The 11,603-nt window shown below is 58.2% G+C and carries 13 protein-coding genes; 8 read left to right on the top strand and 5 right to left on the bottom strand.

Going from position 1 to position 11,603, the window contains the following annotated elements; all coding sequences use genetic code 11:
* The first annotated feature begins 5 nt into the window (after positions 1 to 5).
* The 5 genes from NS365_RS04500 to NS365_RS04480 all read left to right on the top strand — a co-directional run bounded on the left by NS365_RS04500 (position 6) and on the right by NS365_RS04480 (position 2,395).
* On the top strand, positions 6 to 782 hold the full coding sequence (locus tag NS365_RS04500; protein WP_082684413.1) for an N-acetylmuramoyl-L-alanine amidase: 777 nt from the start codon (positions 6 to 8) through the stop codon (positions 780 to 782).
* Between the two features lie 11 nt (positions 783 to 793).
* Positions 794 to 1,183, top strand: a complete 390-nt coding sequence (locus NS365_RS04495; RefSeq protein ID WP_058599087.1) for a hypothetical protein — start codon at positions 794 to 796, stop codon at positions 1,181 to 1,183.
* Positions 1,184 to 1,257: 74 nt separating this feature from the next.
* Entirely contained in the window at positions 1,258 to 1,695 is a 438-nt protein-coding gene (locus tag NS365_RS04490; protein ID WP_058599086.1) for a hypothetical protein, read from the top strand.
* A gap of 100 nt (positions 1,696 to 1,795) precedes the next feature.
* Entirely contained in the window at positions 1,796 to 2,047 is a 252-nt protein-coding gene (locus NS365_RS04485) for a hypothetical protein (protein WP_058599085.1), read from the top strand.
* A gap of 99 nt (positions 2,048 to 2,146) precedes the next feature.
* Positions 2,147 to 2,395: a hypothetical protein gene (locus NS365_RS04480; RefSeq protein ID WP_153003652.1), complete on the top strand. Its 249-nt coding sequence runs from the start codon at positions 2,147 to 2,149 to the stop codon at positions 2,393 to 2,395.
* A gap of 303 nt (positions 2,396 to 2,698) precedes the next feature.
* Here the strand turns inward: NS365_RS04480 and NS365_RS04475 are convergent, their stop codons facing one another.
* Both NS365_RS04475 and NS365_RS25310 read right to left on the bottom strand, forming a co-directional pair.
* A complete protein-coding gene (locus NS365_RS04475; RefSeq protein WP_153003651.1) occupies positions 2,699 to 4,156 on the bottom strand; it encodes a hypothetical protein in 1,458 nt (485 codons plus the stop codon).
* Positions 4,157 to 4,578: 422 nt separating this feature from the next.
* Positions 4,579 to 4,872, bottom strand: coding sequence for a Pycsar system effector family protein (locus NS365_RS25310; RefSeq protein WP_430515412.1), 294 nt, complete (start codon positions 4,870 to 4,872; stop codon positions 4,579 to 4,581).
* Positions 4,873 to 5,256: 384 nt separating this feature from the next.
* Here NS365_RS25310 and NS365_RS23455 point away from each other — a divergent pair, with 384 nt between their 5' ends.
* Entirely contained in the window at positions 5,257 to 5,823 is a 567-nt protein-coding gene (locus NS365_RS23455) for an ImmA/IrrE family metallo-endopeptidase (RefSeq protein WP_082684412.1), read from the top strand.
* A 35-nt stretch (positions 5,824 to 5,858) separates the two neighbouring features.
* On the top strand, positions 5,859 to 6,965 hold the full coding sequence (locus tag NS365_RS24015) for a hypothetical protein (protein WP_153003650.1): 1,107 nt from the start codon (positions 5,859 to 5,861) through the stop codon (positions 6,963 to 6,965).
* A 207-nt stretch (positions 6,966 to 7,172) separates the two neighbouring features.
* Here NS365_RS24015 and NS365_RS04465 read toward each other — a convergent pair whose 3' ends face one another.
* Together NS365_RS04465 and NS365_RS04460 are read right to left on the bottom strand one after the other, a co-directional pair.
* Positions 7,173 to 8,297 (bottom strand): acyltransferase family protein, encoded by a 1,125-nt coding sequence (locus NS365_RS04465; protein ID WP_082684411.1) that lies wholly within the window; start codon positions 8,295 to 8,297, stop codon positions 7,173 to 7,175.
* Positions 8,298 to 8,523: 226 nt separating this feature from the next.
* On the bottom strand, positions 8,524 to 10,269 hold the full coding sequence (locus tag NS365_RS04460; protein WP_058599081.1) for a family 16 glycosylhydrolase: 1,746 nt from the start codon (positions 10,267 to 10,269) through the stop codon (positions 8,524 to 8,526).
* A gap of 221 nt (positions 10,270 to 10,490) precedes the next feature.
* Here NS365_RS04460 and NS365_RS04455 point away from each other — a divergent pair, with 221 nt between their 5' ends.
* Positions 10,491 to 10,928, top strand: coding sequence for a c-type cytochrome (locus NS365_RS04455; protein WP_058599080.1), 438 nt, complete (start codon positions 10,491 to 10,493; stop codon positions 10,926 to 10,928).
* A 103-nt stretch (positions 10,929 to 11,031) separates the two neighbouring features.
* On the opposite strand, the gene NS365_RS04450 is transcribed toward NS365_RS04455, so the two are convergent.
* On the bottom strand, positions 11,032 to 11,595 hold the full coding sequence (locus NS365_RS04450; protein ID WP_058599079.1) for a GNAT family N-acetyltransferase: 564 nt from the start codon (positions 11,593 to 11,595) through the stop codon (positions 11,032 to 11,034).
* Between the last annotated feature and the right edge of the window lie 8 nt (positions 11,596 to 11,603).

The raw sequence follows: 11,603 nt of genomic DNA, 5'->3' as shown, positions 1-11,603 counted from the left end.
TCCTTATGAGCATACCCAAATCGTGGCTTCCCGCCGCGACGATGGCGCGCGTCATCCTGCATTGGACGGGCGGGGCGCATGTGGCGTCCACCCTCGACCGCCAGCACTATCACCTGATCGTCGAGGGTGACGGCAACCTCGTGCGCGGCGATCTGCCGATCTCGGCCAACCAAGCGCCGATCCGGGGCAACTATGCCGCTCACACGCTCGGCTGCAACTCGGGCTCGATCGGCCTGTCACTGTGCTCCATGGCAGGCGCGACGGAAAGCCCGTTCAATCCCGGCCAGCAACCGACCACGGCCGAGCAATGGAAAGCTGGTGTCGAGATCATCGCGGAGCTGTGCCGGACCTACTCCATCCCGGTCACGCCCGAAACCGTGCTCACCCATGCCGAGGTGCAAGGCAATCTCGGGATCAAACAGCGCGGCAAATGGGACATCGCGCGGCTGGCCTTCGACCCGGCCGTGTTCGGCGCTCGCGTCGTCGGCGATCGGCTCCGGCGCGAGGTTCAAGCGGTGCTGGACGGCAAGCGCGCCGCGCCGGCTGTCTTGGAGCCTGCGGGGCAGCCAAGCGCGCCAGCGGCCAAGGAAATGGAGCTGACGGCTACCGTCACCGCGCCGCGTCTCAACCTGCGCCGCGCACCTGACGGCGAGATCGTCGGATCGCTGCCGCGCGGAGCGCGCCTCGCCGTGCTCGACCACGATCGCGGCTGGAGCGAGGTGCGCACGCCCGCCGGCCATCTCGGCTTCGTCGCCTCCCAATACCTCACCCTCGACGCCTGAAAGGACACGTCATGCCGTTGCCTAAAGATGCCAGCCAGCGCCTCGCGGCCGAAGACCTGGTTGCGCCGCCGATCGCCGCGATCCTCATGGACGCGGCCAAGAACCCAAGCATTTCGCTCGACAGCAAGGACGTGTCTCGCGTCGCTGCCGGCGTCGTGGAAGCCGTCGCGCCGATCGTGCTCAACGCGACCAACAATGAGCCCTGGTATCAGAGCCGCGTCACCTGGGGCGTGATCGTGGCCGGCGTCTGCACGATCGCCAAGCCGCTGATCGGCGAATTGCCCGTCACGGCCGAGCAAACAGCGGACATCGTGTCGGCGCTCACGACGGCCGGGCAGGCGATCGGCTTCGGTCTGACGCTCTACGGCCGGTGGCGAGCGAGACGGCCGATCGGCCAGTGATCGCCGGCAACTCCTGACGAGCCAATGAGCACATCTGGCGAGCGCTCGCATCGCCATCGCATGAGGCGATGAGAATGGAATGGGTTTTGGACTGGGATCGCATCGCCAATCTGTTCGTGGTTCTGACGCCGTTCTTCCTGGCGGTTGGCGCGGGCTGCAAATACCTTTTGGACCGGGCCGAAAGGCGGGACGCAGCTCGCCGGGCGGCCGAGGACGAGCGCCGCTCGGATGAGCGCGACGAAATGAAAGAAGAGCGCGAACGGCTTTACGAGGTCGTTCGTGTGGAGGCCGAACGATCGGCCGCGAATGCGCAGCGGATGCGCGAACTCTACGAAGCCGAACTGGACCGCGCCATCACGCTGCGCTTGGCGCTCGCCGAGGCGGCCCAGCGCGAGGCGCATTTGCAGGAGATCATCATCAACCTGAACGCCAAGGTCGATCGGCTCCAGTCCGAAATCTCGGCTCTCCGGCGCGAGCTGGACGAAGCTTCGCACGTTCGATCCGAAACATAAGAAAGCCCCGCTCTCGGCCAGCAAGCCGGGAGCGGGGCTTTTTGCGTTTCGGGGGTCTGATCATCAGGCGTGTTTAAGGCCTGCCGCCCATAGTGTCGGCATGGAACGCACGATTACCATTCTCCGGCGCTATGCGGACTGGATACGCGCGATCGGGCGCACGGATCGGCGTAACGAGCTGGACGCTGTGCGCGAGCATGTCGAGCGACTGGAGGCGAGGGTGGTTGCCCTTCGGGGTGCGCGTCGCCCGCTTGCGGACCGCGCCGCCCATGCGGCTTGGGTGGCCGCGTCCAAGGGGCAGTCGCCCGATGAAATCGCCTCGGCCGTGCGCAAATCCTTGGAAACTGACTGACGGTCGCACTTGCCGAATCAACTGACGCGTTCTCTATCCGTTCTTATGCCGCGCAGGGACAACATCGGACTGACCCTCAAACAGACCCACGATCTGGGAATGCTGATCCGTGTCCGCTGCAACATGTGCCGGCGGACACGCCACTACCATTCGGCGGACATGATGATGCTCCTCGGCAATATCGAAGTCGACAGCATGATGGGTCGCCTCAAGTGCGAGGGCTGCGGACTCAAGGATGCGACGGAGGTCTACGCCGTCGATCCACCGGCATCCGAGCGCCAGAGTCTCAGAGTGCGGACGTTGACGGCCATCAAGATCATTCGGCGGCCGGTCTGGCGCGAGGACTGAGATCGCTTTCAGAACGCGGCGGAAAACGTTTTTCAGAATGAAGGGTGAGGGCTCTTGCGCAAAGCCACTCACACAGTATCGAAAACAGAGCGCATTCTGAAATTCAGCTGTTTCTGATACTCATTACGCCAGTTCACGCCTTTTGTTTTTTCATGGTTTTTCGGCTTTTTCAGAACGCTCTCAAGATGCGTTCTGGCTTCCCGTATATCATGCGGTCCCGCGGCACTTGACGTTGTGTCGAACGGAGGGGGCAGGCGTTCTCAGCATTATAGCAAGGCAGCCAGCGCCCGAAGCAGACGGGAGCTAGTAGCGAATGTTTTGGTCGTTTTTCGAGCACAAAACCTCCCAGAACTGCAATATATACCCTTGGCAGGGCGCATAGCCTGTCTTGATCGTCTGGTTCATCGGGGCGTAGGAATTACCATAGGCGGTGAACATCAACTCACGCCCTAACCGCCGAATGATCAGAGGGATTGTCCCTGATTGTATTTGGACGATCAGGTCAGCCGGCACGTGATCGCCGGCCGCCATATGCTCCTCAAATGCACCCCTGTCATAGCGCGTGCTTAGCCCTCGATAGGTTGCGCCGACTGTTAGGCCAAGTCCACTTTCACTGTCTAGAAACAGAGCCTGTTGCGGTGGGATATTCGCAACGAAAGTAGCTAGTTCTTGGCCGGCGAGTTGGTCTTCTGCGGTAGCTGGGACCGGACCCCCAAACCCTTGAAAATATCCAGCAATCAGCAACGCAAGAAGTGATCCAATAGTTGTCAAAGCTAGCGCCCTGTCACGGATGGCAAGCGACTCACTTGTTCGACCAAGCAGCCAGAGCCAGGCGAGGCTTGGGAAAAGGAAGTGGTGCCAGTGCCCGCCGGCTTTAGCTGCAAAGATAATATAGGGCAGGCTGAAGACGTGAAGCGCGATAACGGGAACGCGGAATTTGTAGCCTCCCGAGGATTTCAGCAAAGCTATTGTCGGTAGGGCCGTCAGGGCGGCGGAGATCATTGAGTAATACGTTATATTGGTGGCTGGGATTGGGTGATCACGACCAATCGAGAAGATTGCGATCATGTCCCTCAGACTGTCTTGGGTGGCAGCTGCGTAAAGTGCGAGGAGTACGGCAAAGACAGCAACAGAAGACCCCACAATGCTGATGCTGCGTCGGATAGCCCGCCAATCGCTCCGGCCGTCATAGCAGCCCAGAAATGCGGCCAGGATAATCGCTGGCAATGATGTCTGCTTGAAGAACAAGGACAACCCGAACAGCAGCACCGCGATGCTCGCAGCCCGCTTCTCAAGTAAGACGACGAACCCAATGCCCAGCAATAGAACAGCATAAAGGTCCGCGCGTGGCCAGAGCACCGGAAAGAGGCAAGCGAGAAGAGAGGCAGGCACGAGTGGGGTAATGAGCGGAGCCCGTCGCCAAAAGTATGCCGACAAGGTGAGCGCATAAGTAATGCTGCCTAGAGAGCCTATAAAAATCCACAGGTGCGGGACATAGCCGAACACCCGGAAAAAGAGCGCCTGGAGTACGAGGAAGCCCGGTGTGTACTGCATTGCGAGCGCGGGTGCGGAATAAACAGGTTCCCCACGGGTTAGCGCGACTGCCCCAGTCGCCAAGGTTCGTCCAATGATGTCGATCTGATAAGGATGTGCGACTACATAGGCCACATGCACGAGCAATAGGCCGGCTAGCAGGACCGCTAAAAGCCTTAGGATAAGCACGGCAGGAGAAACAGCCCACCGTTGCAGCATGTCTTTCAATCAAGAAATCCTTTGAATGACGAGGACCTACAATTCTGCGCTACCTGACTTGCCGCACAGCTGCAACCGTATGGGAGTCGGCGCGCAGGACTTAGAAGTTACCCCGTGCGACCTCGCTGAGGATGCGCAATCGGGCTCGAACTTGCTGCATCGAGTTCCCCAGATGCGGTTGATGTAGATCCAAGAGACAATCTGACCGACGAACTTTGAGTGAATTCTCTCACTCCCAATTTGGGGACCATGCTGGGACCACGAAAAGCAAAAGGGGCCAGCGGTCGAGCGCTAACCCCTTGTATTTGCTGGTGCCGGCTGCAGGGCTCGAACCCGCGACCCCCTGATTACAAATCATAAGACTTAACGGACGAGCCGTGACCCATCAAAATGTCTAGTTGTTGAATGGAATATTTCTATTCTATACCTGATCAACCCATCGAAAGAAGTATAGCGTGCGTTATACATGCAAAAATCAGCAGTGAAAACGAATATCTAAGGTTTTTGAACTTACTACGGCAGATTTTAGCCAATACTATATTGCTATCTAAATACTCGTTTATCGATGAATATGATTCTGAATTAAGTTGCCGCTGCAATCTTTCTCCCGCGTCTGGCCACGCGCCCCAATAGAAAGCGCTGCCTCCGCTTCTAAATCTAGGGAAGATGACGACAAGTGCGAATATTAGGGTCAAGATAATGGAGATTACGTGTGAAGCACTCACCAGATATTCGAAGTGTGTTTTGTTCGCGTATTGAGATATCTGGAATGCTTTCCGGGCTACCTCTGATGTTACGGTGAGAGCAAGTGCTACCGTAAGAACGTAAGCTGCCTTCTGATCGGCGCTTTTGATTTGATCAAAGAAAATTTTGTTGGCGGTCTCTAAAACCTCAGAAACCGATTGTTCGCTAGTTGCCACTGATGATTCCCTTGTGTGACCCGCTCATGTGATGTATGTCACCAAGATGCTGCGACGGCTAGTTGCACTACACCCCATGCAAATCACCTTCAGAGCGCAAAGTTCTGGCGGTGTTCTCGTTCGCGCGTGGGATTGATTTCCTGAGAAGATGGCGTATATCCAGCGTGGATAACACGGTTGGGTTCCCTCATGTCAAACGTCACGACTGAGCATGTGGGGCAGGTCAGGAAGCCTATTCCTAGCAGCCTATCAAAGGCTGCGGTGCAGGAGTTTGCGGAAAACGCTGCTCGTAACCTGGGCTTTAAGCCGGGCGATGCCATTGAGCCTCTGATAGAGAAGCTCGGTGGGCGCATTGTGTTCTACACCCCCGTGGATGAATTGACTGGTATTCCAGAGTCCATTTCTGTTGAGCCGTCCGGTAAGTTTACGATATATCTAACTAGCCTGACGTCAGCCAAGCGTGACCGGTTTACTATTGCTCACGAGCTAGGGCATTACCTACTGCATTACCCACTCGTTGCTAATAGGTGGCATGGCTCTAGAATGGTCGCTACCCGTTGGGTAGATGAGTCGGATGATCAGCAACGGCGTGGCGAATGGGAGGCGAATTGGTTTGCTGCTTCTTTTTTGATGCCTGCAAAGGCTTTCCAGGATGCTGTTAGGATCTACGAAGGAAACTTATCAGTTGTTGCGTTAATGTTTGGTGTTAGTGAGAAGGCTGCGGAGGTTCGCGCTAGAAGCTTAGAGCTTGCATAGTGATTACATGTCCTCACTATAGGTTGCGTTTATTCATGTCTGTCGATCTTGTTGGGTCGACCGCCTATAAAGCTGGTCCAGGTAGCAACCGCGACGAAACCTCGATGCGGCAAGCTTGGGTGGAGGAGATTAGAAACTTTTATTCCGAGTTCCCTGATCTTCTGCATCGCTTTTGTTTGGATAATGCTCCTCGTATGGGTGTCGCCATAACGGATGAGCGGATCATTCCAGCTGTTTGGAAGACTATTGGTGACGAGCTTGTTTTTTGTTGTGCGGTGACAAGCTTGGAGCATTTAGCGCTGTGTGTCGTCTCGTTTACTGCCGCTTTGAGTGAGTACGGCTCGACCTTAGATTCCCGCGGCCGGTATCTCGATGTCAAAGGTGGAGCTTGGATCGCGACTTTTCCAACCGACAATGTTATTGTAGCTGTTTCGCCTAGAAAAATTGGTGACGTAAGATACGAAGAGCTACCTTCTGAAGAAGAGGAAGAAGATGCAGATCGTCTTCCATCGTCTTATGACTTTTTAGGCAAAGGTATAGACACAGGATTCCGACTTACTAGGTTTGCCACTTCAGATCAATGCGTAGTGTCGATTGAGCTTGCGTGGTTGCTGGCGGAATCCGAGATATCGCACAAGACATCAATAAAGTTCTCCTATCATAATCGTGAAATACTCAAGGGGGTGCATGGTGGGCGCCCTTACCCGATAATTTCAATCAATACAGAACGGAACGCTCTTCGCCGTGAACTTAGAGATCGGGAGCGACAATTAACAGGCGGTGGTGGCACAACGCCTTTAAATATAAGAGATTTTCTAACATCTTTTATGAATGTCGAAAATATAGATACCCCTTGCTTGCCTAGTTTGAGTAAGAAAGAATTTTCTCTTCCAAAAGCTTATCAGGACTATGCTTCGAAATGGGAAATCGCATTCAAAGAGGTTGAGAAACGTAGTGCGAACGAGGCGTCTGCTGCCACCGTGCCGATTCAGGGCGACACACCTTCAAGCCAAGAAGATAGCGATGAGAATCTGAACGCTATTACCAGTTCTTGGGAAAAAATACTCAACAACATAGTTTCCACGAAAGATGTTCGGACTTTCAATCTATTATTTGAGCCTCCGAAAAAGACAGACTCCTAGGGTAGAATGCCCGCTGTTCTATTAGGGGTATCGAACATGCAACGGCCCTATCGGACCGGGCTCAAGCAGAATGCCTAACGAAGGAAAACGACCCCCATTGAACTCAATGGTTTATCCAAGATTCCTAATCTGGGGGTCGTTGGTTCGAATCCAACTGGGATCACCAAGCTTCTTTCATGCGCTTCGCAATCGGCCGGAGGCCGAGCCTTAGGTGGCTTCTGCCCGAACGGGACGGGCGGATACGTTGGCCTCGCGGCGAAGTTTGCTGCGGATGAAATGCGTCAGGTCGCGCTCCAGCCAGCGTTGGCTGGCATGGGAAACAACAATCGACGGTGGCAAGGCAGCCACGAAGAGAAGAAGCTGCGATAAGCTTCCCGCGATGGCGAGGAGTCCTGTCCCCTTCAGACCGGCCTTGACGAGGGCCATGACCACGGGATGCCAGAGGTAGAAGCTGTAGCTGATCGTGCCGAAATACAACGCTACCTGCGAGCGCAGAAACGTCGACTCCCATCCCGCGCCTCGTACAAGTGCATCCAGAAACAAAGTGGCGGACGCGAAAGCTATGACGACGTAGAGGATATGAGGATCGGCCATCCAACCGACCAAAGTATAGGAGGGGGGCTCCAAAGCTTCGATGTAGTAGGTCCAGGCGGAACTCCAGCTCCACAAGAAGACGAGCAGCGCGAGAGCCGGCATCTTCTCGATCCCGGGAATGCGCAGGAAGCGCCCATATCTGGTCGCCACCAGAATTCCGCTCAAGAAAAACAGCGTCCGAGGATGCGTGTTGATGATGGGCAAGCTGAGAATCAGAAGAAGTGGGAACAGATTCATCGCCCATCTTCGACGCGCCACCAGATAGATCGAACCCAGGATGTAGAAGCAGAGCTCGTAGCTCAGCGTCCAAGCCGGGGCCAGAAACAGGGGGACGGGGATGAGATTGGGCAGGCCCGCCATGTTTGCGAGCGTATAGAGAGCCAGCGTCCAGCCTTGATAAGTGGCCGGCGCTTCGCGGCCGCTGAGAAGCGATAGGGCCACAACGGTCAGGACGCCCACCCAAAGCACGGGGTAGATGCGCGTCAGCCGATCGATCAGGAAGAACCAAGGACGACTGGCCCGCGCAAGCGTGCCAACAATGACGAAGCCGCTCAAAGCGAAGAAGAGCTCGACGCCGAAGACCAGCGGCGCAAGCAAAGACGAGAGACGTTCCGAACCGAAAAGCGGCGTCAGACCTGAATTCTGGACGTGAAACACGAAGACGAGAAAGGCAAACAAGCCTCTCGCCCCATGAAGTTCGCGGCTGAACGATGCCGCTCCGGCCGTTCCATCTTGCATAAGGAATACCCGGCCGTCAGACGTTGGACTCGATCAATTCTCCATCAAATAAACATTATATGTTTTGCTCTGCAACATAAAACCAATGCGTCTGGTTATGAGCTGGAAGGGCGCGATTGTGGTGTCGCGATCGTTCAGTCGACTCCGACACAACGCGATCGGTCTCAACGGGACTCCAGAGGAACATCTGGGTATTTCTCTGGGGCCTTCGGCCGATGGACGATCCTCAACCGATCAGAAAGAAGTCGTCTGCCGTGAGGGCGAGGCCGGGCTGTGTTTGGGCGAAGCGAATGGCGGCGTCGGGGCCGGTGCCGTCGGCGTCGTAGAAGAGATCGCCCGTCTTGGAATTGTAGATGATGCGGTCTGAGGCCGCGTGCGCCGTGTTGCCTGTGCCGGCGTAGAAGGCGGACGGGTCGAGCGCGCCGGGGGCGGCGCCGGCCTTGCCGAAGGCAGCGAGCGAGAGGGCGATCCGGTCGTCCACCACATTGAAATCGGTGATCACGTCGTATTCGCCCGCGCGCGGGGCGGTGGAGAAGACGAACGTGTCGCGGCCCGCGCCCCCCGTCAGGCGATCCGAACCCGCGTCGCCGGACAGCCAGTCGTCGCCCTTGCCGCCGACCAGGACGTCACGCCCGAGGCCGCCATAGAGCTTGGTCGCGCTCTCGTTGGCGTAGAGGTAATTGTCGATCTCGTTGCCGGTCAGCGTCAGACTGCCGCAGCCTTCGGCGCTGCGCAGGGTCTCGATTTCCTGGCCCGCAGCCAGTTTGTAACTCGTCGTGGTGATGACGAGATCGTTGCCGCCCTTGGCCGCCTCGATCACGATGTCCCAGGTGTTCTCGACGAAATAGACATCGTTGCCCCCGCCGCCGATCATGCGGTCGGCGCCTTTGCCACCGTTCAGGATATTGTCGCCGGCATCGCCTTCCAGCGTGTCGTTGTAGTCGCTGCCGATCAGGCGTTCGATCGAGGAATAGGTGTCGCCCGCCGCGTCGCCCGTGTTCTTGGAGGGGTCGAGAAGGCTCGCGGTAACGCCCTGCTGCGCGTTGGCATAGGAGGCCGTGTCCTGCCCATCGCCGCCGATCAGCTCGTCGGCGCCCTTGCCGCCGATCAGCGTATCGGAACCCTCACCGCCGATCAGCCGGTCGCGGCCGCTCGTGCCGCGCAACACATCGTTTCCGGCCGTGCCGGTGACGATGTTGATCGGCTCGGGTGGAGGGGTGACGACCGCAGGCTTCTCGGCATAGGCGCGGATATAGTCAATCTTCATTTCGGCGGGCGGGGCGGAAGGATCGGCGCCATTTTCCATGGCGAGATTGGCCAGAATGAACATCGGCCCGTGCATATCGCTCGGGGTCGCCTTGGTGCCGACGAGCTGCCCGTCGAAATAGAAGCTGATCGTGTCGGCCTGCCAGTCCATCCCGTAGGTGTGGAAGCCCGTCGTGATGCCGGCGTGCTCGCTATAGACCTGAAGATCGGCGTTGGGGTCGGCATGGGCGTCGGTCGTATGGAGCCAGCGATAAACGCCGTTCGGGTTGTTGCCGTAGTGCTCGACGATGTCGAGCTCTTGCCACCCGCCATTCTTGCCCTGGTTGATCTGCTGCGTCGGCAGGAGCCAGAACGCGTCCCATGCGCCCTTGGCGTCGGAGAAGTCCGCCCGCATCTCGAAATAGCCATAGGTCTGCTGGAACGAGCCGCGCGTGTGGATAAGGCCGGACTCCCAGCTTCCGGGCATTCCATAGGGCGTGCGGTCGGGGACGGCGGTGATGGTGAGGACACCGTCCTGCACCTTGAACGGGTCGTAGCCCGACGCGGCGTCCACGAAGGACGAGCGGCCGAAGCCGATGTCGGAATTGGCGTCGAGGCGCCATTCGGGGCGAATGTCGGCCCAGGTCGTTCCGCCGCCGTTCTGCGAGATGCTGCGGCTGTCGAACTCGTCGCTGAAGGTCAGCGTATAGTTGGACAAATCTTTCATCGAGCATCTCCATCAATCTCGACGATCAGGCTCTGTGATGCGCTTTAATTTAAGCTTGCGAAAGATGCGTCAAACTTAACTGTTCGGCGTCGAAGCCTATGTTTTTTCTCAAGCCGGCTGATCTACAACAACAGTCGCAAAGTCTTGTCTGAGGATATGCAAGCCATGAGCGGAGGCAATTTGTGACGGCGATCAGGGAGCTATGGCGCGCATGCGGGGGGATGTCGCGGCGGCTCGGCCTCCTTGCATGGCTGCTACCAGCGCTCGGGGCCTGCGGCGACGGCAACCGCGAGGCGCGGCGCAGCCAGCTTGGTCCCGATCCGACGCTGGAGCAGCGCATGGCCATAGCCGACCCGGCTGCCGGCGCTTCGCTCTATGGCCCTTGTTCCGCCTGCCACACGATCGGACGTGGCGGGCCGGACCTGGCCGGTCCCAATCTTCACGGTGTGATGGGCGCGCCGATCGGCCATCGGCTGCAACGCTATGGCTATACGGCGGCCCTGCGCTCGGTCGGCGGCGACTGGACCGACGCGGCCATGGATGCCTGGCTCGCCAGCCCGAGCCGCTTCGCGCCGGGCACCAAGATGAACTATCCGGGCATGGCGGACCCGTTGGAGCGGGCCGATCTCATCGCCTATCTGAAGAGCCAGTCGCGCTGAGGCCGGGCGGGCACGCGGAGCCCTCAGTCCGGATGTGCCTTCCCGGCTCTCAAGCTCTCAAGCTCTCAAGCTCTCAGGCTCTTTGGTCTCAGCCCTGCCTTCCCTATCGGCGCGTCGAAAGCGGCAGGGGCGGCGGAGGCGTGGTGGAGCCCGTGCCGAGCGAGCGCTGCACCATCACGCTGTCGGCCCAGCGCCCGTAGCGATAGGCGACCGCCGGCAGATGGCCGACGCGCTGGAAGTCGAAGCTCGTATGAAGCGCCAGCGAGGCCGTGTTGTCGGAGTCGATATAGCCGATCATCTGCCGGAAGCCCGCCGCCGCGCAGGCGTCGATCAGCCCGCGCATGAGAAGCCGCCCGATGCCGCGGCCGAGCTGCTGATGATGCACATAGATCGAGTGCTTCACCGTGTAGCGATAGGCCGGGCGCTTGCGAAAGGGCACCACATAGGCATAGCCCACCACCTCGTCGGCCCTGGTCGCCACGAGATGGGGAAGCCGGCGGCTTTTGAGGTTCTTGCGGCGGTCGCGCAGGTCGTCGGGCTCCGGCGTGTCGCCATCCTCCAGACCCGCCTCGACACCGCGATGGATATGCCGGCGATAGATCGCCAGCATGGCTTCCACGTCACCATCACGCGAGGGGCGGATGGTGACGTCGTTTTCTCCGGTCATCAACGAAC

The sequence above is a fragment of the Aureimonas ureilytica genome (assembly GCF_001475935.1).
In the GTDB taxonomy this organism is placed as follows: Bacteria; Pseudomonadota; Alphaproteobacteria; order Rhizobiales; family Rhizobiaceae; genus Aureimonas; species Aureimonas ureilytica_A.
This window is presented reverse-complemented; position numbering and strand designations above follow the sequence as displayed.